20 protein-coding genes are annotated in these 20,736 nt (G+C 65.6%); 8 read left to right on the forward strand and 12 right to left on the reverse strand.

Annotation, left to right across the window (positions count from 1 at the left end; translation table 11 throughout):
- Positions 1-23: 23 nt before the first annotated feature.
- The 5 genes from coxB to GSQ92_RS17360 all read right to left on the reverse strand — a co-directional run bounded on the left by coxB (position 24) and on the right by GSQ92_RS17360 (position 4,930).
- Positions 24-920, reverse strand: a complete 897-nt coding sequence (gene coxB, locus GSQ92_RS17340; protein ID WP_158804896.1) for a cytochrome c oxidase subunit II — start codon at positions 918-920, stop codon at positions 24-26.
- Positions 921-1,022: 102 nt separating this feature from the next.
- On the reverse strand, positions 1,023-1,739 hold the full coding sequence (locus tag GSQ92_RS17345) for a class I SAM-dependent methyltransferase (RefSeq protein WP_158804829.1): 717 nt from the start codon (positions 1,737-1,739) through the stop codon (positions 1,023-1,025).
- Positions 1,740-1,816: 77 nt separating this feature from the next.
- A complete protein-coding gene (locus tag GSQ92_RS17350) occupies positions 1,817-2,899 on the reverse strand; it encodes a ribonuclease E/G (RefSeq protein WP_158804828.1) in 1,083 nt (360 codons plus the stop codon).
- A 50-nt stretch (positions 2,900-2,949) separates the two neighbouring features.
- The gene (locus GSQ92_RS17355; RefSeq protein ID WP_159013782.1) at positions 2,950-3,531 is read right to left on the reverse strand and encodes an SH3 domain-containing protein; all 582 of its coding nucleotides are present in this window, start codon (positions 3,529-3,531) and stop codon (positions 2,950-2,952) included.
- Between the two features lie 619 nt (positions 3,532-4,150).
- Positions 4,151-4,930 (reverse strand): molybdopterin-synthase adenylyltransferase MoeB, encoded by a 780-nt coding sequence (locus tag GSQ92_RS17360; RefSeq protein ID WP_158804895.1) that lies wholly within the window; start codon positions 4,928-4,930, stop codon positions 4,151-4,153.
- A 111-nt stretch (positions 4,931-5,041) separates the two neighbouring features.
- Here GSQ92_RS17360 and GSQ92_RS17365 point away from each other — a divergent pair, with 111 nt between their 5' ends.
- Positions 5,042-5,599 (forward strand): CHAP domain-containing protein, encoded by a 558-nt coding sequence (locus GSQ92_RS17365; RefSeq protein WP_158804827.1) that lies wholly within the window; start codon positions 5,042-5,044, stop codon positions 5,597-5,599.
- A gap of 8 nt (positions 5,600-5,607) precedes the next feature.
- Here the strand turns inward: GSQ92_RS17365 and GSQ92_RS17370 are convergent, their stop codons facing one another.
- Positions 5,608-6,399 (reverse strand): EipB family protein, encoded by a 792-nt coding sequence (locus GSQ92_RS17370; protein WP_158804826.1) that lies wholly within the window; start codon positions 6,397-6,399, stop codon positions 5,608-5,610.
- 183 nt (positions 6,400-6,582) lie between these two features.
- Between GSQ92_RS17370 and GSQ92_RS17375 the strand changes: the two genes are divergently transcribed.
- Positions 6,583-7,083, forward strand: coding sequence for a DUF488 family protein (locus GSQ92_RS17375; protein ID WP_158804825.1), 501 nt, complete (start codon positions 6,583-6,585; stop codon positions 7,081-7,083).
- 21 nt (positions 7,084-7,104) lie between these two features.
- Here GSQ92_RS17375 and GSQ92_RS17380 read toward each other — a convergent pair whose 3' ends face one another.
- Together GSQ92_RS17380 and GSQ92_RS17385 are read right to left on the reverse strand one after the other, a co-directional pair.
- Positions 7,105-8,265 carry an MFS transporter gene (locus tag GSQ92_RS17380; RefSeq protein WP_254065829.1) on the reverse strand — a complete coding sequence of 387 codons (1,161 nt, stop codon included), beginning with the start codon at positions 8,263-8,265 and terminating at the stop codon, positions 7,105-7,107.
- A gap of 159 nt (positions 8,266-8,424) precedes the next feature.
- Complete coding sequence (locus GSQ92_RS17385; protein WP_158804823.1) at positions 8,425-9,300, reverse strand: NAD(P)-dependent oxidoreductase; 876 nt, start codon at positions 9,298-9,300, stop codon at positions 8,425-8,427.
- 87 nt (positions 9,301-9,387) lie between these two features.
- On the opposite strand from GSQ92_RS17385, the gene GSQ92_RS17390 reads away from it, so the two are divergent.
- From GSQ92_RS17390 to GSQ92_RS17400, 3 genes are all read left to right on the forward strand, one after another.
- Entirely contained in the window at positions 9,388-10,059 is a 672-nt protein-coding gene (locus tag GSQ92_RS17390; RefSeq protein WP_254065816.1) for an MT-A70 family methyltransferase, read from the forward strand.
- Positions 10,056-10,922: a BglII/BstYI family type II restriction endonuclease gene (locus GSQ92_RS17395; RefSeq protein ID WP_254065815.1), complete on the forward strand. Its 867-nt coding sequence runs from the start codon at positions 10,056-10,058 to the stop codon at positions 10,920-10,922. Before GSQ92_RS17390 ends, GSQ92_RS17395 begins: the two co-directional genes overlap by 4 nt.
- 291 nt (positions 10,923-11,213) lie before the next feature.
- Complete coding sequence (locus tag GSQ92_RS17400; protein ID WP_158804822.1) at positions 11,214-12,155, forward strand: DUF1521 domain-containing protein; 942 nt, start codon at positions 11,214-11,216, stop codon at positions 12,153-12,155.
- A 402-nt stretch (positions 12,156-12,557) separates the two neighbouring features.
- Here the strand turns inward: GSQ92_RS17400 and GSQ92_RS17405 are convergent, their stop codons facing one another.
- Positions 12,558-12,761, reverse strand: a complete 204-nt coding sequence (locus GSQ92_RS17405; RefSeq protein ID WP_158804821.1) for a cold-shock protein — start codon at positions 12,759-12,761, stop codon at positions 12,558-12,560.
- Between the two features lie 200 nt (positions 12,762-12,961).
- Between GSQ92_RS17405 and GSQ92_RS17410 the strand changes: the two genes are divergently transcribed.
- The 3 genes from GSQ92_RS17410 to GSQ92_RS30320 all read left to right on the forward strand — a co-directional run bounded on the left by GSQ92_RS17410 (position 12,962) and on the right by GSQ92_RS30320 (position 15,801).
- Entirely contained in the window at positions 12,962-13,327 is a 366-nt protein-coding gene (locus GSQ92_RS17410; RefSeq protein ID WP_158804820.1) for a DUF6481 family protein, read from the forward strand.
- 226 nt (positions 13,328-13,553) lie between these two features.
- Entirely contained in the window at positions 13,554-14,957 is a 1,404-nt protein-coding gene (locus GSQ92_RS17415; protein ID WP_158804819.1) for an O-antigen ligase, read from the forward strand.
- On the forward strand, positions 14,929-15,801 hold the full coding sequence (locus GSQ92_RS30320; protein ID WP_254065814.1) for a GNAT family N-acetyltransferase: 873 nt from the start codon (positions 14,929-14,931) through the stop codon (positions 15,799-15,801). The genes GSQ92_RS17415 and GSQ92_RS30320 overlap by 29 nt, the downstream gene beginning before the upstream one ends.
- A 797-nt stretch (positions 15,802-16,598) precedes the next feature.
- Here the strand turns inward: GSQ92_RS30320 and gltX are convergent.
- The 3 genes from gltX to GSQ92_RS17440 form a co-directional block, all read right to left on the reverse strand.
- Positions 16,599-17,954, reverse strand: coding sequence for a glutamate--tRNA ligase (gene gltX, locus GSQ92_RS17430; RefSeq protein WP_158804818.1), 1,356 nt, complete (start codon positions 17,952-17,954; stop codon positions 16,599-16,601).
- A 125-nt stretch (positions 17,955-18,079) separates the two neighbouring features.
- Positions 18,080-19,234 carry a nicotinate phosphoribosyltransferase gene (locus GSQ92_RS17435; RefSeq protein ID WP_158804817.1) on the reverse strand — a complete coding sequence of 385 codons (1,155 nt, stop codon included), beginning with the start codon at positions 19,232-19,234 and terminating at the stop codon, positions 18,080-18,082.
- A gap of 12 nt (positions 19,235-19,246) precedes the next feature.
- Positions 19,247-20,653, reverse strand: coding sequence for a class II 3-deoxy-7-phosphoheptulonate synthase (locus GSQ92_RS17440; RefSeq protein ID WP_254065813.1), 1,407 nt, complete (start codon positions 20,651-20,653; stop codon positions 19,247-19,249).
- Positions 20,654-20,736: the final 83 nt, after the last annotated feature.

Raw genomic sequence — 20,736 nt, forward strand, 5'->3', positions numbered from 1 at the left:
CTCCTTGGGCCGGCTATCAGCCGCTAGCGCGTCGTAGAAGTCGTCGTCACGGCGTCGGCGAGGCGTACGGCCGGGGCAGGACTGCCGGGAACCGGGGACGCCATGGCGGAAACCGCCGCCTGAGTCTTCTTCACCCAGGCGTTGTACTGGTCGAGTGGCAGTCCCACCACGTCGATCGGCATGGAATCGTGGTTGGTGCCGCAGATCTGATTGCATTCGCCATAGAACAGTCCGGTGTGATCGACCCGCACCCAGGTCTCGATCAACTGCCCGGGCACAGCGTAGCGCTGCACGCCCAGGCTCGGAATGAAGAAGGCGTGCAAAACGTCCCCGCTGGCGATGAGGATTCGGATGTCCTTGTTGATCGGCAGCACCAAAGGATGGTCCGCCGCCAGTAGTCGCGGCTGTCCCGGCTTCAGCTTGTTCTCGGGGATCAGGTAGCTCGTGTAGTCGAGCCCGTTCTCGCCTGGGTAGGTATATTCCCAATACCACTGATGGCCCGTCACCTTCACCGTCATATACGGATCGTGGGTGCGATCCTCATAGAAGACGAGCCGAAAGGAGGGGATCGACATGGCGATGAGGAAGAGGATCGGCGTCAGCGTCCACAGCACCTCGATCACCGGATTATGGGTGGTCTTGGTGGGCACCGGATGCCGCTTGGCGTCGAAGCGCCACATCACATAGACCAGCAGCCCCGCCACCAGCAGCAGTACGATGAGCAGCCAGGCCATCAGATAGAGGTTGAGCCAGACGATATCGTGCTCGACCGGGCTATGGGATGGCTGAACCCACCACTGCCATGGCTTGGGCTGCACGATGACACTGCCCGGCGGCAGGTCCACATTTTGAGCATAGGCGGCCGCCGGAGCCAGCAGCGCGAGCATCGCGCCGCCGCAAACTCCGCGCAGACGCCGCATCAACTGTGCCAATCCATCCTCCATGCGACGCCGTGGCTGTCCGCGAAATCCACGCTCATGAAGTAGACCGAGCCGGACCGCGGATCAACCGAGCGTAGCGCGTCAGAGGGTGGCCGACAGAGCCTCCAGCTCGCGCTCGCGAGGAGCAGCGGCTTCGGCGACAGGCACGGGCAGGTGAACGAGGGTGAAGATACCGAACGGCCGCACAGGCAGCGAGCGGGCCCGGGCGCGTTCCTCGGGCGTAAACAGCGCCTCGGTGGCGAAGTCGGGATGCCAGCCAAGCGCATGGGAAGCCGGCGCCATCGCCTTCTCCACCCAGCGGCGCGGGCCACGCTCGGCGATGAAGTGGTTCACGAACAGGATATGTCCGCCGGGCCGCACCAGCCGCCGCAACTCCGCCATCAGCCGCCGCGGATGCGGTACGACAGAGGCGACGAACATGCCGACCGCGATATCGAAGGAGTGATCGGCGAGCCCGGTCGCCTCGGCATCGACCTCATGCAGGCCCAGAACATGGTCAAGGGCAAGCTTGCGGGTGCGATTGCGTGCGCGGTCAAGCATTTCGGCGGAAAGGTCGATCCCGGTCACCCGCTTGGTGCGATCATAATGCGGCAAAGCGAGACCGGTGCCCACGCCGACTTCCAGCACGTCCTTCCCCGGCAGGTGGTTGACCATCGCCACCGCGCGCTTTCTCCCGGCGGAGGAAATCAGCCCGAAAACGCCGTCGTACACTCCTGCCCATCGCCGGTAAGCGGCGCGCACTGCCTCCGAATCCATAGCGGAGTGAGGACGATGAGTCTGCGTCTCGGAAGCCTGCATGGAGTTCTGTCGCCCGATTGGAAGGCGGAAGAGGGACGTTCCTCTGGCGCGTGATGATCGCGTCGGTTGCTCGGCCATTAACAGCCTTCCGCCGCCGTGACCAGCCGCCAGCCAGTCGAAAGAGGTATGGGGCGCAGCGCCGGATCCGCAATCACGCGCGGCAATTGTCCGACCCTTTCGCGAAACTCCGTGACCGCGGCACGATCCGCCTCGATCCGCGCGGCAATGGCGGGGGAGGCGATAATGGCGTGCCGGCTCCCGGCAGGCGCGGTCTCCCAGGCGCGGCAGAGGGCCGCCAAGGCTGTTAGCGACTCGGCGTGACCGCCGGTCAAAACTTCGTGCATGGGCGGATGGAGGCGCGGCCGCAGGATCTCGGCCAGGCCAAGCGCGGAAAAGCCGAGCAGCCGAGGTTTCAGAGGATCATCGGCTAAAGCCTCGGTTAAGGCAGCCGCGAGAGCCGCGCGATCCTTGACCGAGAGCCCGGCGGGATCGACCAGGATCGCGCCGCCGAGGTTGCGCAGCCGGATCTGCCGCGCGATTTCCGGCAGCAGCCGGCGGTTCAGTGCACGCTGCGCCTGCCCCTTCGGCAATCGTTCCCCGGAAGCGCCCCCGGCATCGACATCGATCGCGGTCAGCGCGGGCGTCGGAGTGACCGTGAGGCGCGCGCCGCTAGGCAGGGCGACCTTGGGCGATTCGAGCGCCTCGAAGACCTCTTGCACAGTGTCATCGGGCACATCGTCTCTACGCAGACGCTCGCGCAAGGCGAAGGGAAGGGTTGCTGCGAGGCCAGGCCGATCGACCAGAATTGTCGCTTCGGGATGCAGCGCGGCCAACCGCTCGACGGCTCCGGGCCCGCGCGCCAGGCGCCTGAGAGGACCGTCTGAGGGAACTTCCGTGCGGGCCAGGCGAGCGCCTTTGCCTCCTTGCGGCGCTCTCGTGACCCAGACGGTCAGCCAATCCCCCTCGCGGGCGTCGCGCCCCCCGGCGGAATCCGGCAGAAACCCGTCCGCGGCACCTTCGGGCAGAGCCACGAAAGCGCCGGCCATGGCGGGCAGGCGGGTGGCGAGCCGGCCGACAAAGACATCTCCGACGGCGGGTCCGCCGCCCGGCCGCTCCACCGCGCAGTCCAGCGCGCGCCCGCTCCGTTCCGCGAAGGCCACGGCCCGGATTTCGCCAGGCGTGCCGACTGCGAGGATGCGGCTGGCTCGGGTCAGTGGATCTCCTCACCCGGCAGGCTGCCCCAGAAGGCGGCGCGGGGTAGCCAGCCGCGATGATGTGCCACGCGGACACGGCACCAGGCGGCGCCGGCATCGCAGCGCTCGATACTGCCGATGACGCCAGGCATGAGATCGGCCTCGGCATTCGCGCTGTCGAGCGGCCGGTGACGCATCACCACCGGATCCTGGCCGATCACCACAAAACGGCGGCCGCCCACCAGGGTCGCCTCATGCACCCAGCCCTTGGTGCCATCGACATCCACCACGAGGCGCCAGACGTCATATTCCCGCAGCACTTCAACCGGCAGGCCGACGCGGTGATAGACCCATTGGATCGGATAGGCGTCGCCAGGACCCACGCGCATATTCACCGCGTCGGCCCGCAACGACACGAAGCGCGGCAGCGGCAGACCTGTGGCACTGCCGATATGCGGATCGAATTTCGGCTTCACAGGCGCGGCGGTTGTGGCCGGGGCGGCGGTTTTGCTCGCGTCAGGCGTGTTAGCCGCCTCGGCCGCCCTCGTCAGCCCCGCCACTACGCATACGGCGAGAAGTTGCAGCCATCGATGTCTCATGCCGCGTCGGTGCCAAGCTTGGCTCCGCAGGTCAAGCGGGTGCGGCGGAGCGAGTGTGACGCGTTGTTCACGCAGTCGAGGGGTTTTCCTCGCAAACTCAACCATATGAAGTTATCGATGAATGAATTGCTACTTGTAGTTGCAGAGCCGAGCATATCGCCCTAGGTCGGGAGGATGCGGTCTGAGTTGCGTCTAGGTACCGCGATCGAAAGGAAAGTGCGATGGGATACAGGACAACAGACCCGGTGGTCCGGAGGCCCATCACGACCCAGCCGATAGGAAACGTGCGTCGGATTGGCCCGAAGCCAGAGGATGTAGCGGCCTTCAATGAGGCTCTCGCCGCGTCAGTCTCTGGGGCGCAATTCAAAAATGGCACGATGCCAGCGTTCTTCTACAATCCGTCGGCTAGTAGACGGGGGCGCACTCTCAGCAGGCAGCTACGTCAACCAGCAGGCAGCTACGTCAACCCGAAATCGACCTCTAACGAGCAGCGGTTACTCAGCGGAAAAAGATCGCCGTTCGATGACATGGCGAACGAGGACGAAACGATCGAGGGTTTTACGAGTGCTTTCAGCCGTCGCCTCGCAGCCAACACCCGTCCAATCCCGGGGGCCAGACTCTAGTGAGACGACCCCCGCTGGCCGCAGCCCGGGCAGTCCGGGTCTCGCGGCAAACGGATCACGCGAAAACGACAGCTCAGCGCATCCCACAGCAGCAGGCGGCCGGATAGACTCTCGCCAATACCAAGGATCTCCTTAACCGCCTCGGTCGCCTGCAACGACCCCATGACGCCGGTCACCGCCCCCAACACCCCCTCTGCCTCGCAAGCCGAGAGCGCGGCATCACTCGGCGCCTCGGGATAGAGGCATCGGTAGCAGGGGCCTCTCTCATCGAGATGCGGCTTGAAGGTCGTGATCTGCCCCTCGAAGCGCGACACCGCCGCTGAGATCAAGGTGCGGCGGGCGGCAAGGCAGGCGTCGGCCACCAGATACCGCGTCGCGAAATTATCCGAGCCGTCGCACACCAGATCATAACCGCCGATCAACTCCTCAGCCTCTGAAGCCGTCAGCCGCTGCCGATGCTCGACGATCGAGACGAGCGGATTGATCGCCCGCGCCGCTTCCGCCGCCGAGCCTGTCTTGGCTTGTCCAAGGCGGCCGGTGGAATGTGCGATCTGACGTTGCAAGTTCGAAAGATCGACGCTGTCATCATCGACGATCCCGATCGTGCCGACGCCGCCCGCCGCGAGATAGAGCAGCAGCGGGCTGCCGAGCCCCCCAGCCCCGATCACCAGCACCCTCGTCCGCCGCAGCCGCGCCTGCCCGACGCCACCAATCTCCGGCAGCATGATATGCCGCGAATAGCGCTCGATCTCAGCCTCGGTGAAGGTGTCGCTCATCATCTCACTTCAGGCCGCTCCGCCACATATCAAAATACGTTGACTTACATAGGCTTATAGCCTTCAGTTGCGCCCGAGCTTCAGAAACAACCCAGGGTCGCGGTGAAGGCGATGATTGTCGGTCCGCGAAACAGCGGTCGCTGGCTAAGTCTCGGCCTCATACTATGCCTCACCGCCTGCGGTGGCGGCTATGCACGCTACGGGCAATCGACCTCCTATACCTGCGTTCCCTATGCCCGCCAGGTCACCGGCCTGCCGATCAGTGGTGACGCCTGGGAATGGTGGAACGCGGCTCAGGGCCGATACGTCGAGACCATCGCGCCCGCGCCCGGCGGTGTGCTCGTGTTCCGGCGCACGTCGCGGTTGCCGAGCGGTCATCTCGCCGTCGTCTCAGCCGTCACGTCGCAGCGGCGCATCCTGGTAACCCAGGCGAATTGGCTCCCGTACCGCATCACCAGCAACCAGCCTGTCCTGGACGTTTCCGCCGCGAATGACTGGAGCGCGGTGCGTGTCTGGTGGCCGCCGGTCAACAACTGGGGCCAGACCGTCTACCCCACCTTCGGCTTCATCCTGCCGCAGCCGGCAAGGGGCAGCGCCTCACCCTCCGCGCCTCCTGGCGTGCCGATGGCCGCGAGCGACAATGGTTTGCGTCTGGCGGCTGGAAGCTGAACGAACTCTCAGCAGTGATGCGGCAACAATTCGAATCGGTCGAGCACGCCGTTGACGGTGAAATTGCCAAAGTCGAGCACGAGTTGGTCGGCGACGCCATTATCCCAGTACCGCATGGTCAGCAGCGCGCCGGGTAATTGCTGAGCCCGGTCAGTATCGAAATAGCCGATATGGACGAAGTCGCTGTCCAGATCACGCAGCGGCGCGAAATTCGTCGGCACGCGCATGCCGTGTGAGGTGATGACGGTGAAGCTATTCTCGATCGCATCCGCCGCCGTCCCATCGAAAACCGGCAGCGAGACGAATTTGTCGCCCCGCCGCGCCGCCGCCAGCACGGCCGCCGTCTGAGCCATCGGGAATACGGTGCGGGATGGCAGCGTCACCCGCTTCGCCGCCGGCTGGGTATAGACCGCGAAGCCGCCATGCCCCGGCACGAGTTCGGCATAGCCCGCGCGCACCACCTTGTTGTCATTGATGCTCTGGGCAATGCGGAAGCGAAAGTCGCGGCCGTCCTTCGATTCCCAGGTCGAGTAGTCGGAGACCGTATGGGTATCGCCGCCCTCACGGTCGAGCACGGTGATGTCCATGCGCTGCTGCGTCGCCCACCCCTCGCAGCCGTCGATGACCTCGTATTCCATGGCGCCGGTAGCGCTGGTGACCCCGCTATTTTCGGTGGAGGCGAGGGTCAGCCGATAGAAGGCGCGATGCGCGGCCAGCGGCACCGGTGCCGGGGCGGCCTGGACGGCAGGCGCGGCGCCGACCAAAACGACCGCAGCGAGCACGCAGAGAAGGCGTCGCACCGCGGAACGCGGCGACAGGGGCGGGATCGACTCCGAGCGTATAGGCAAAGCCATAGTTCACCGCGAAGATGAGGATGACGGGCGGCGGGAAGCTCGGATCTCCGGGACAGCCGGTTGTCCGCCCGCGCCGTTTGTTGGGTTTATTGGGCGTAGCCTATCCCGTTGCCCAGGAGCAAGGTCGCGATGCCCCGTCACCCATCGAAGGATCCCAGGCTGGTACAGCCGCCACACATCCTCTACACGATCGGGTATGAGAAGGCGGGCTTCGCCAACTTCATCGCGACTCTCAAGAGGACGGGCGTCGCGACCGTGATCGACGTGCGCGACTTGCCCCTCTCACGCCGAGCCGGCTTCTCCAAGCGCCAGCTCGCGGCGGGTTTGGATGAGGCGGGCATCGGCTATCTCCATCTCCGCGCTCTAGGCACGCCACCCGAGGGCCGCGAGGCCAACCGGCGCCGCCAATGGCCGCGCTTCTGGGAAATCGTCGAGGAGAGATTGGCCCTGCCTGAGGCGGTGGCGGCGCTCGAGGAAGCCGCCAGCACCGCCTCGGCCAGACCAAGCTGTTTGCTTTGCTATGAAGCCGACCCCTGCATCTGCCATCGCCGCCGCGTCGGTGAAATGCTCTCGGTCCGCCATGGCTTCACCATCGAAAACCTCCGTGTGACACCCGATTTCGAGTCTTAGGCGGATCACCCATTAATTAGCTCACTCCGTGCCGCCGCGAAACGCCGGTCCCGCAAGCAACAACGCCGCCGCCGCGCAGATCGCCACAAGAGCCACCCCGCTACGCAGCCCGACCAGTGAGGCGACCCCGCCCACCAGCGGCGGTCCCATCAGGAAACCGGTGTATCCGGCGGTCGCCACCATCGCGATGCCGCGCGCCGGCGACAGCCCGGCAAGCCGCCCAGCCGCGCCGAAGGTGAGCGGCACGACATTCGCAAGGCCCATGCCGACGAGCGCAAACCCGATGATTGCCGCGCTGCTCGTTGGCACGGCTGCCGCCAGGGCCAAGCCGATGGTGGCCAAGGCCGCCCCCACGCGCACCACTGGCCGCCGGCCGAAGCGATTGGTCACCGCATCGCCGGTGAGCCGCCCGAGGATCATTGCCGCCGAGAATCCCGCGAAGCCGGCCGCCGCGAGGGCTGGCCCGGTTCCCACTACGGTCGAGAGATAAACCGCGCTCCAATCCGCCATAGCGCCCTCGCACAGCAGGCAAAGCAGGCACAGCATGCAGAGCGGCAGCACGGCGAGATTCGGCAGCGCGAGGCCCGACCCTCCGCCCTTCGCCACGGCGCCGCGCCCCACGCTGGTCCAGCTTAGGGCCGCGATGAGAACGCAGATCGCTGTCGCCACCGGCAGCGCGTCCACAATCAGGCCGCGCGCCGCAAGCAAGCCGCCCAGCGCGGCGCCGAGGAGACCGCCGAGGCTGTAGCCGGCGTGGAAGGAGGACATGATCGGGACCTTCCAGCGCCGCTCGATATCGCTCGCATGGGTATTCATCACGACGTCCATCGCGCCGTTGCCCAATCCGATGGCGAAGGTCGCCGCCATCAGCATCGGCAGGCTATCCGCGAGCCTCGGCAGCAGCATGGTCAGCGGATAGGCCAAGGCGAGGAACCGCAGCGATCGGCCCGATCCGATGCGCGCAGCGAGCGGGCCCATGACCGGCATGCTCACAATGGAGCCAGCCATCAGCGAGACCAGGGCGAAGCTCAACTCCCCGTCGGACAGGCCGAGACGTGCCCTGAAATACGGGATCGACGACGCCCAGGCGCCGACTCCGAGCCCGAAGCCTAGAAACACCCCGGCCGTGACGCCGCGCTCCGCCCAACTCGTCGTTTTCTTATCGCGTGCCAAGGCCAGCATGCTCACCGCGTCATCCAGCCATTGCACGAAGGCCGATGTATGGCGTCTCCCGGTCCTCCGGCAAGGCGGACCCGCGGAGCAGTCCTGACGTCAGAACCGCCCTGACCGAACCGGCCGCTTCGCTGGAACATCCTTCCTCGAATGGGGTGGATGAGGAGGTCAGAGACCAGCGTCCTCCTCGGCGCGCCGGGCAATGACGCAAAAATCCTTCTCTCCGTCCCCCCGTGCCGCGCTCGCCAGGAAGCGGTCCCGCAATATCGAGGCGAAGGGCAGCGGCACCTTCAGTTCCTCCCCGGCTTCCAGCATCAGCCGATTGTCTTTGGCGCCGAGCCCGAGTTTGCCTCCCGGCGGCTCGTAGGCCCGGTCGAGGATCATGCGGCCATAATTCTTGTGAACCGGCGCGCTGAAAAAGGATTCCGTCAGCACCTCGTAAAGCATGCCGCGATCGACCCCGCCCTTCTGCGCGAGGGCGAAAACTTCCGCGAATTGCTCGATGGTGGAGAAGATCATGAAGTTGCAGCAGAGCTTTACCAGATTGCCCTGCCATGGCTCCGTGCCCACCACAAACAGCCGCTGACCCAGAGCCTCCAGCACTGGCCGCAGCCGCTCGATCAGCGCCTCCGGCCCCGCCGCCATGGTGAAGAGCTTGCCGGCCTCGGCCGCCGGTGGCCGGCCCAGCACGGTGGCGGTGAGGTAGTCCTGCCCAAGCCCCGCATGCGCCTCCGCCAGGCGCTTCGAGAGGTCGAGCGACATGGTGCCCGAGGCGATATGGGCGGCACCGCGGGGCAGGCCGGCGAGCAACCCCTCCGCTCCAAAGACGAGACCTTCGACTGCATCGTCCGAGGCGAGCATGGTAATCACAACCTCGCGCGCCGCCGCTTCGGCAGGGCTATCCGCGACCGTGGCGCCGTCCGTGACCAGCGCCTCGGCCCGCGCGCGGGTGCGGTTATAGACAGTCACCTTATGCCCGGCCCTGAGCAGGCACCGCGCCATGCCCGAACCCATTGGCCCGATCCCGATCACACCGACGTCCATATCCGTCTGCTCCCGACAAGTTTGCGGCCCGACCCTGGCCGTAGGTGAGGATGGCGCCACCCGGCTCGCCTGCGCTAGCCTGCCCGCGTGCTCTCCGCCGATTCGATTTCCTCCGCAGCGGCCGCCGATCCAGTCGCCTCGCTGCGATCCGCGCTCTCCGGCCGTCGCTTCGCGACCGTGCTGGCCGATCCGCCCTGGCAATTCACGAACCGCACCGGAAAAGTGGCGCCTGAGCATCGCCGCCTCAGCCGTTACGGCACCATGGATCTCGCCGCGATCGCGGCGCTGCCGGTGGCGGAGCACGTCGCCGACCCGGCGCATCTCTATTTGTGGGTGCCGAATGCGCTGCTGCCCGATGGGCTCGCGGTGCTCGCCGCTTGGGGTTTCGCCTACAAGGCCAATATCGTCTGGCACAAGATCCGGCGGGATGGCGGCCCCGATGGCCGCGGCGTCGGCTTCTATTTTCGCAACGTGACGGAGCTGCTGCTCTTTGGTACACGGGGCCGCCACGCGCGAACCCTGGCGCCCGGCCGCTCGCAGGTTAACCTGCTGGCGACACGCAAGCGCGAGCATAGCCGCAAGCCCGACGAGCAGTATCCCCTCATCGAATCTTGCAGTCCCGGACCTTTCCTCGAGCTTTTCGCCCGTGGACCCCGGCCGGGTTGGACGGTCTGGGGCAATCAGTCCGAGGCCTATACCCCCGACTGGCCGACTTATGCCCATAACTCGGGCGCGCCGAGGCTGGAGACCGTGCCGTGAGCCGCGGCTGCCTGGCTTTCGCGCCGCTCCTCGCGGCGGGATTCACGATCGACTATCGCGGCCATGCCGGCGCAATACTGGAAGCCGATTACCCCGAGGCGATCGAGGACATCGCCGCCGTGCTCGCGGAGATGCGCATCCCGATCGCCGAGATCATCGAGGGCGGCGGCGGTGAGGCACCCATCACGGCGAGGTTGCGCCGTGGGTTCAATCAGCGCCACTGGCTGCAACGGCGCATCGCGGTCGAGCGACGGGTGGATGGCGAGAGTCGCCAGTCCCGCACCTGGACGATCGGCTTCTTGCGCCGCTTCGCCCCGAGCGGCACCGGCGCGGGGGCCATCGCCCTGGAAGTCGAGTGGAACAACAAGGACAGCTTCTTCGACCGTGACCTGGAAAGCTTCCGACGGCTGCATGCGGAGGGGTTTATCTCCCTCGGCGTCATCGTGACGCGTGGCCCGTCCCTGGGTCAGGCTGGCATGCGCGCGCTGGTTCGGCGGCTGTTGGAGGAGCGCGGCATCGACACGGTCGAGGACATGCGCCGCTGGGGTTACGAGCCGACGCCGCGTCAGCGCGAGGAAATCCTGCGTCGCATGAGCCGTGCCCGCGATCCGCTGGGTGGCCGCGAGGCCCTGGCCGAGGTCTTCGCCGGCGATAAATTCGGCGAGGCGACGACACATTGGCGCAAGCTTGGTGACCGCATCGCCCATGGGCTCGGCCAGCCCTGCCCGCTGCTGCTGATCGGTGTGCCCGACAGCGTGGTCACTTTCGCGGCCGGCGAGGTCTTGCCCGAGCCGTCCGATCCGCCGGACGCGACACTGACGGCGGACGCGGATCCGCGTCAGATCGACCTCTTCGGCGTCTGAGCGAGACTCCGTTTCGGTATAGTATCGAAACGATAGCGGCCGATCGATTAACTAACCGCATCGTCGGCAAGGCTAACGTGGATTTCTCTGCGCAATAGCCCTGCTCCGGCCAGCGGTGAGGGAAAATTCACGAATCGCTAGGGATCCGACCGTTACGGTCACGCCTCAACACCGGCGTAGCAGCCACTGCTCGCTTCATCCGTTCCAGGCGAAGCAGGCTAGTGCCGGCGCAACGCCGGCAAGGCGCTGGATGGAAGCGAACGGAAACGAAAGGATCGCCCAATGTCTAGCGTGACTGGCACCACCACTCTTAACTTTACCGTGCCGACCGACGAGGCTTCTGAGTTAACCTCCATCTTCTCGCAGATGGGCTTGATCCCGACCTCGGACGATGGCTCGACGGATGGCGAAACGACGGGCGGTGACGAAGGTTATTTGAGCGACTCGTTCGGCGGTACCAGCTCGGCACCAACTCTCACCGAATCTACCGACTCATCCGGCAACGTTAATGTCAATGATGGAACCTATACGATCGAGGAGGGTTCCGAGGATGACGGCTCCGTCAAGATCATCAATAAAGACGGAACGGTCGTGGACGAGATCGAGGGCGACCCGCATGTCTACGCCGATGGTCAGCATGTTGCCGACATCCAGCAAAGCCCCTTCAACGTCAAACTCTCGGACGGCACAATCGTAACCGTCGATCCGACCGCGCTCACTAATGGTGTCTCCCATGTCGGCGCGGTGACGGTTTCGAATGGGGACGACCAAGTCCAGATCAATAGCAAGACCGGCGCCGGCCAAGGCTTCCAGAATGGGGCTAAAACGACGGGCGTCAGCTTTGTTCCGGGCGCGGCGTCCGAAGCGCAATACAACAATGCCTCGGGCGTGAACCTCTACGCGGCCGACGATGGCAACCTTTTTGCGTCCAACGACTCTACGGGCGGCCTCGACTCGCTGACCGCGACGAACGGGACGCCGATTAACCTGGATACGGACCAGCAGGCAACCGGCGCTGTATCGTCCTCGGGCGCCCAGACATCGATGCAGCAGATCGAGCAATTGCTAAACATGATCATTACCTATGAGCAACAGCAGCAACAGCAGGAGCTGTCACAGTTGCAGTCCTGCTTCGGTGGCCTCGGCTCAAGTGGTTTCGGTCTGGGCAGTTTAGGCAGTCTGGGCAGTGGCTTGAATTTCTCGTCCCTGTTTGAGTCGCCGATCCAGACATGAATGTGTGACGCGGCGGGGCGGAGCGCGTATCTCCAGCGTTCCGCCCCGATCTCGTGCGAAAGCACTGACGCAACACAAGCCATTGCTGGCCTCTGCGACCACGAGTCGCGTCGCGGGACCGGTGGCCGCCTCAGGGTGATTTGGGCGGCCTAGACCAAGAGCTGGGCGAGGTGGTGTTAGGCCTTCGCTTCGCAACCGAACGCACGCGCCTGAGCCGAAGCTTATCGGCATCGCGCCCGTCGTTTCCGCGAAATCGGGAGGCGCAGCCTTGCGCGATCAGCGACAACAAACCGGCCTGGACCTATTCGCGCGCCGTGCGGGTCTGCCGGGATGAGAGCCGCCAAGCCCCAAACAAGAAATCGCCGCCCCGGCGTGAGCCGGAGCGGCAATGGGGTAGGCGCTCTAGAGGACGCGGAGGTTGGATGCGGCGTCCTTGCCGCGCTCCTTGAGGACGTCATAGCTGACGCGCTGACCTTCATTCACCGTGGTGAGGCCCGCTGCCTGCACCGCAGTGATGTGAAGAAACACATCCTTGCTGCCGTCCTGAGGGCTAATAAAGCCGTAGCCCTTCTCCCCATTGAACCATTTGATCGTGCCTGTCGCCATAACGCATCACTCTTCAGATTGCCGAAGTGGACAGATAGCCCCACCTGACGGCTACGGCTACCCCATCCGGCAAGATAATACGCCGGATTTTTGCGGACGCGGAGGCGGGTTGCCACAAATCCGGGTTCCCCGAAGCACGCACGGGTGTATGAGGAGCGCCGGATTTCTGACCGCGGCGTGCCCAAAGGAAGACGAGGACGATGGCTGGTTACAACGACAAGAACTTCAACGACCGCCGCGAGGCCGCCGAAAAGGCGAAACGCGCTCTGCTGGAGAAGTTCCAGGCCCGCCCGGGCCCGGACGATCCCGCCGTGCTCAAGCGGCAGGAGGAGCGGCGTGTCCTTGCGGAAGCCCGTGCCGAGCGTGAGCGCCTCCGCGAGATCGCCCGGGAGGAGGAGCGCAAGCACCAGGCAGAACTCGAGGCTCAGCGCAAAATCGAGGAAGCCGCGCGCATCGCGGAGGAAAAAGCCCGCGCCGCCGCCGCCGCCGCCGCCGAAGCCGAGCTTAAGGCCGAGCAAAAGGCCGCACGCGACCGCCGCTACGCCGCCCGCAAGGCTCGCCGCTAGTTCAAGACGCCTCGCTCCCCTCCCCGCAAGGAGGGGTTGGGGGTGGGTTCGTCCGGGCGCAACGGCTCAATGAACTGCCGCACAACCAGACCCACCCCCGGCCCCTCCCTTGCAAGGAAGGGGGGAGAAGCGGGCGCCATGGCCTCCGAGCCGGCAGCGACTCATAGCGTCGTCAGCCAGTAGACCGTCGCTCGCCAAAAGGCGACAATTCCGATACGGTCTTACAATGAATTGGCTGCTGTCCGCGTATGGGCTCCGTGCGGCTGCCTGGGCGTTCGGCATTGGAATTGCTGGCGCGTCGGCGGCTACCGCATGGGCCGTGCCGTCGCTATTCTTCCTCGGCCTCGTTCTCCCCGCCGCCGCCTTGGCGATCTGCCTCTCCTTCGCCTATCCGCCCCAAGCGACGGCATTGTGGCTCGCCGTTCTAGCGACCTGTCCGGAGATGTGGCTTGGCGACCTGGTCGGCAATGGCTTGCTCATCATCGGCGTGGACAAGGCTGTGGGACTGCTGATCGCCCTGGTCTGCGTCGCGCGTTACGGTCCCCGCCGCGATATCGCGAACCCTGGCCTTGCCTTCACGGCCATGTCGGCGGCGGGGCTTCTTCATGGCTACTGGCCCGGTCTTCTTCTCGTCGACAGCCTGCGCAGCCTGGTTGGGTCGGTTGCACCCTTCGCCTTTTCCTTTGCTCGGCTGCCCCCTGGCTGGTCACGGCGGGTCATCGGAGTCGCGATCCTCTCGCCCTATCTCATTCTCGCCTTGGGCCTGGTTCTCGCGGGCCTCGGTCTGCGGCCGCTCTACGAGCTGGAGGTGGGGGCGCTCAGGCTCGGCGCCTCGACCCATCCGGCCTTTCTTGCCGGGTTTGCCCTGATCAGTGTCTACGCGTTGCTGCTGGAGATCACGCGCCGCGCGCGGGGTGCCTATCTGATGCTGCTCGGCGGCGACCTCATCATTCTGCTCGCGACGGGCGCCCGGGGGCCGCTGCTCATCGCCGCCATTCTCATTCTCGTCGTCGCCCTGATGGTGCCTGCGCCGGATTGGTCCTGGCGGTCGCGCACAGGGCTGGTGCTTGGACTTGCCGCCGCGCCGCCGATTGCCATCGTCGCGGCGCCCGCGCTTGGCTTCGTGCGCGTTCTCAACCTCGCCGGGCAGGGCGATGTGACCGACCTCAGCAATCGCACGCTGATCTGGCCCGCCTACGAGGCTGCCTTTCACGCCTCGCCCTGGGTCGGTTGGGGTATCGGCACCGACAAAGTGCTGGTGAAAGTCGGCACGCCGCTGTTCGACCTCATCGGCACCAATGCCGCGCATGACGAATATCTGCGCATCGCCGTCGAGGGCGGCGGCTTCGGACTGGTCTTACTCATCCTCTCACTGGCGCTTTGGTTGCGTTTCGGCACGCGGCGCATGGCGGGAGGGCAGCGCGCGGTGATGATCTGCGTTTTCCTCGCCTTCGCGGCGCATTCGGCGACCGACAACACGCTGATCGCGACGACGGCGAGTCTCATGTTCGCCTGGGTCTCGGCGGTCTTCGCCCGCGCCGAGGCGGAAGCCTTGGTTTGTCGGCGAGCGCGGCAGGTCCGATACTCGGCGCATGGAGCCCTTGTCGATCCGCCGTCCCGATCCGCCTGAGGAGGCCCAGCGCGCGGCCATCCTCGCGGCGCTCGTCGCTTATAGCGATCCGCGTGCCGGTCCCCGCGAATGGCCCGAGCACGATCTTTGTCTGCTGCTGCATGACGATGCGGGCAAGGCCGCTGGTGGTCTCTGGGGCAAGGCTTTCTACGACTGGCTGTTTGTCGAGTTGTTGTTCGTGCCGGACTCCTTGCGGGGGCGCGGCCTTGGCGCGGCCTTACTCGCGAGGGCGGAGGAACAGGCGCGGGGCTGGGGCTGTCATAGCCTTTGGCTGGACACCTTCAGCTTCCAGGCGAGAGGCTTCTACGAGCGCCTCGGCTACACAGTCTTCGGCGAGTTACCGGACTATCCGGCGCCGCACAGCCGCTTCCTGCTCAGCAAGCGCCTAGGAGCGGATGGGGCGCGCGTCGAAGCGGACATTCGGCAAGTCGCCGCGCCAAGCGCGGCGGATCGCGCGGTAATCCTGGAGCCGCTGGGCGCCTTCAACAACAAGCAGATCGGAGCGAGCGCACCACAAACCGATCGTGGCCTCGCCCGCCTGATCGAGAACGACAGAGGCGAGATTGTCGGCGGGTTGTGGGGCGACGTCTATTACGATTGGGCCTGGCTGGAGTTGCTGGTCGTTCCCGAGGCGGGGCGCGGTCAGGGGTTAGGCTCGCGCCTGCTGGCGATGGCGGAAGACGAGGCGCGGGCGCTCGGTTGTGTTGGTGTCTGGCTGGACACGTTCAGCTTCCAGGCGCGCGGCTTTTACGAGCGGCACGGGTATGAGGTGTTCGGCACCCTGGACGAGTTTCCGGCGCCGCATCAGCGATTCTTTCTCAGGAAGCGATTCGCTGCGGAATAGTCGGCTCGCTTTTTAAGCCGAAACGGTCACGCTACGAGTCATTCCGTAAATCGGAATTACCCGTCAACAATTCTTTAGCGCTTCGTCGCTACATTGTCTGTGAGGGATCGAACCGACTCAGACAGAGCCTTCATGGATCGAAAATGCGCCAATGGCGCTAGCCTCGTCGCGGTTGACCAACTCGACAATCAAACGGAGCCATCAAACGTGGGTGTAGTGTTAGGACCTAGATATCGCACGGAGTTAGAGGTGTATCTCTCCCAGAGTACGCGTTCGCCTTTTATTGCGACATCGCGACTGACAAACCTGTTGAGTTGCTACTACCTTCCGAACAACTTGCTGCCTAGCTATGCCTGGAGCAACAAGCCTACTCGTAGGAGTTACGTACAAACGTCGCCGCCTCCGGGCATTCATTCTTCGTGGGAGCGGGCTCCGACATTTAATCTGTTACCGCTAGGAAATCAGGGCCCTCATGCACAGATGCCTTACCTATACGTGCCACCCGCAGGCTAGGTGCCCCTCGAGTCGACCATTGGAGTGATATGGTCGGCTCGCCTAGGTGGCCCCGCCCGGCGCAGCGGCTCCATCACCGCAGACCGTGTCATGCTCCTCGCTTCCACCGCGTCCCTTCGATACTAATGCTGCCCCTCTCGGTTACTGACGACCACTTGAACTCACCGCCGCTCGCTTCGGGCGACGCGGTTTGAACAATCGTCCCTCTCCTGCTGCTGGATTGTTCGAACAGATCACGCGCAAGCGGCGGTCCGCACCTTGGTTCTGCTGCCGCGCGCGTCCCGTCAGACTTGCGTCCCGCCCCGACTAGCCTCAGCCAGCCGCTGCTCCGACCTAGCGCGGCCGAGTAGCGGCAGCAGGTCCTTGAGGTCTGGGCCGCTTTCCTCGCCCGTCAGCGCGAGGCGGAGGGGGTGGTAGAGCGGCCGCCCCTTTCGCCCCGTCTCCGCGGCGAGGGCCTTGGTCCAGAGACTCGCCGCCGTCTGGTCCCAGGGTTCGGGCGGCAGCGCGGCGGCGGCGGCGCGCAGGAATTCCGCCTCCCCCGGCAGGTCCGGCGGGGTGATCTCGCCGGCGACCACGCTCCACCAGGTCCGCGCCTCCGAGAACAGGTCGAGATTGCCGCGCACCACCAGCCAGAACGCCTCCGTCGCACCCGGCGGCAGGCGGTCGGCGACGGCGGCGAAGGGCATGCGGTGCAGCAAATGGCGGTTGAGGGCCAGCAACTGCTTCGGGTCGAAAGCCGCCGCCGAATGGGACATGCGGCCGAGGTCGAAATGCGCCACCAGCTCTCCCCGGCTGAGCGGCAGGATGTCGTCCGCCGACCCCAGCCGCGCGAGATAGGCGACGATCGCATCCGGCTCCAGCCCGTCCCGCCGCAGGCTGCGGACGGAGAGGGAGTCGAAACGCTTGGAGAGCTTGCCGCCCTCGCCATCCGTCAGCAGCGGCAGATGCCCGAAAGCGATCCGCCCCGGCTTTGCGCCAAGGGCCGCCATGATATCGAGCTGAATGCCGGTATTGGTGACGTGATCCTCGCCGCGGATCACATGGGTGATGCCGAGTTCGAGATCGTCCACCACGGAGGTGAAGGTATAGAGCGGCGTGCCGTCCGCACGGATCAACACGGGATCCGAAACGCTGGATAGCTTGACGCGCCGCTCGCCCAGAACGAGGTCGGTCCAGGTAATGATCTCGCGCGAGAGTTTGAAGCGCCAGTAAGGGGTTTTGCCATTGGCTTCGGCAGCGGCCCGCTGCTCGGGCGTCAGCGACAACATGGCGCGGTCATAAACGGGCGGCAACTTGCGCTTGAGGCGCGTGGCGCGCTTGGCGGCGAGTTCCTCCTCGCTCTCGAAGCAGGGATAGAGGTGACCGGAAGCCTTCAGCCGCTCGGCGGCGGCGGCGTAACGGTCCAGCCGCTCAGTCTGGCGCGCGAAATCCTGCCAGTTGAGGCCGAGCCAGCGCAGATCCTCCTGAATCGCCTCCTCATATTCCGGCTTGGAGCGCGCCGCATCCGTATCGTCCATGCGCAGCAGCACGCGGCCGTTGTTTCGCTGGGCGAAAAGGAAATTCGCCACGGCGATGCGGAGGTTGCCGACATGCAGGTAACCGGTGGGGCTAGGGGCGAAGCGGAGGAGCGGAGAGGTCACGGAACGAGCCTAGCGATAAGAGGAACGGCGCCTGTTTCCCCTCCCTGAAAGGGAGGGGTCGGGGTGGGTCGCATGGGGCGGGCGAAAGTCCGAGGCAAGGGCACGCGGTGTGGCGCGCAGAGTCTTTAGGCTTTCTTGCCGTTCCGGTGTTGCAGCAGGAACTCGCGGCCCACCTTGACGCGGGCGACGCCGTCGTAGGCGATGATGTCGGCGGTAGCGTAAGTCTCGTGCCAATGGTCGGGAATGAAACTGCCCGTGCCCACAATGTCGATCGGCGCGGCGGCGTCCGCCATGACCCGGCACTTGTCCACGCCGAACCCCGAAGACGCGACGATGCGCACACGATCGAAGCCGGCCTCGTCCAGTGCTTCCCGCATCCGCCAGATCGCGGCGGCCGAAACGCCGGTGCCGACCAGGTGGCGCAATTCCGCATCGGAACGATAGCGGCGGATCGCCCCCGGATTATGACGCTCCAGTACCGCATAGCTCAGCGCGGGATCGAGGGTTTCGAGGAAACGGCCGCCATGGGTGTCGAGCCGGAGGGACATGCGGCCCGATGCCGCGAGCTCCGGAAAGCGCCGGCAAACCTCCAGCCCGTCACTAATCTCCCGGCCGAAGTAATCGACCAGCACTGTCAGTGTGTCGTCGGGGAAGGTCTCGTGGAACATCTCGGCCGCCCGCAGCGTGGAACCGGCGTAGCCGATCAGGGCATGCGGCATGGTGCCCAGGCCGCGCGTCGCGCCGAAGAAATGCGCGGTCGCGTCATTGGCATTGCCGATGAAGCCCTTGGCGCCTTCCTTCTGCGCCGCCCGGCTGCCCACCGCGGCGCCATAGGACATCATCGCCTGCATCTCGGTGCCGGCGCAGTGGCGGGCCTCCATCGCGAGGAAGGTCACATGCGGCAGCGCGATACACATCTGATAGGCGTGATGCGCGGCGACCGAAACCGCGCCGAGCTTCTGCAGGATCAGCGTCTCGAGATCCGTGAGATGCTCGTAGCTGCCGGTGATGTAGAGCATCGGCTCGCCCGCGCCGACCCACTCGCCCTCGGGATGCAGGACCTCGATGTCGAAGACCGTGCCGCGCACGGCGGCGACCTCGGTGATCCAGTCCAGCATCAGGCGTGGCGCGGAAATCACCGGCCGCCGCAGGAAGACCGCGTAGGTCACGGTCATATCGCCATAGCGGGCGACGATCGCCTTGGTCTTCTTGAAGTAGGTGTCGGTATAGGCGGCGATCGTTTCCGGCTGCGACAGATCCTCGGCGACCAGCGTATCCATGGCGCGGCGCTCCTATTCGGCCGCTACTGCACGTGTGGGCACGCGCCGCGTTTTCAGCTCCTCGGCCACCAGGAAGGCGAGTTCGAGGGACTGTTCGGCGTTCAGGCGCGGGTCGCAGAAAGTCTCGTAACGCCGGCCGAGATCGGCTTCGGTCAGGCGATGAGCCCCGCCAACGCATTCGGTCACGTTCTGTCCGGTCATCTCAACATGGATGCCGCCGGGCCAGGTCGCCTCCGCCGCATGAGCCTCGAAGAAGCCGCGGACCTCGCCGAGGATCGCGTCGAAGCGGCGGGTCTTGCGGCCATGCGTGGTGGAGATCGTGTTGCCGTGCATCGGATCGCAGAGCCACACCACTTCCGCGCCTTCCTGCCGCACGGAGCGGAGCAGGCGTGGCAGCTTGGTTTCCAGCTTGTCGGAGCCCATGCGGCTGATCAGCGTGAGGCGACCGGGCTCGTTGGCCGGGTTCAGCGCCTCGATGAGCCGCAGCAGGTCATCCGGCTCGGTGGAGGGGCCGACCTTGAGGCCGATCGGGTTGCGGATGCCGCGCATGAACTCGACATGCGCGCCGTCGAGCTGCCGCGTACGGTCGCCGATCCAGAGGAAATGCGCCGAGCAGGCATAGCTCTCGCCCGTCGTGGAATCGACGCGGGACAGCGCTTCCTCATAGGGCAGCAGCAGCGCCTCGTGGCTGGTGTAGAAGTCGGTCTCGCGGATCTGCGGCGCCGTCTGCCCGGTCATCCCGCAGGCGCTCATGAAGGTGAGCGTCTCATCAATGCGGGTCGCGAGATCCTGGTAGCGGGCGGCGAGCGGGCTGCGCTCGACGAAGCCGAGGTTCCAGCGATGGACGCTATGCAGGTCGGCATAGCCGCCGGTCGCGAAAGCACGCAGCAGGTTCAGCGTGCCGGCCGACTGGAAATAGCCGGTCTCCATGCGCGCCGGATCGGGGGTCCGCGCCTCGGGGGTGAAGGCCGGGGCGTTGATGATGTCGCCGCGGTAGCTCGGCAGGCTCTGGCCGTCGACCGTCTCGTTGTCGGAAGAGCGCGGCTTGGCGAATTGCCCGGCCATGCGGCCGAGTTTCACCACCGGCACCCCGCCGCCAAAGGTCAGCACCACTGCCATCTGCAGCAGCACCCGGAAGGTGTCGCGGATGATATTGGCGGTGAAGTCATCAAAGCTCTCGGCGCAGTCGCCGCCTTGCAGCACAAAGGCGCGGCCGGCCGCGACCTCGGCCAGGGCCGTCTTGAGGCGTCGCGCCTCGCCGGCAAAAACGAGGGGCGGGTATCGCCGCAGGCGCGCTTCGGTGGCTTCCAGCCGGTCGGCGTCCGGATAGACGGGCATCTGCCGCACCGGCTTGGCGCGCCAGCTCGCCGGGCTCCAGGGCTGAAGGTCGAAGGGACGGTTCGCTGCCGCCATACTCATCGTTTCGTTCCTCGCAAGGGCTTGTAGACTTTGGGTCCACATGCCGGACGCACGCCCGCGCAGGCGGGATGGCCCGCGCGTAG

Origin of the sequence: Acidisoma sp. S159, from assembly GCF_009766125.1 — a bacterium.
Taxonomy (GTDB): domain Bacteria; phylum Pseudomonadota; class Alphaproteobacteria; order Acetobacterales; family Acetobacteraceae; genus Acidisoma.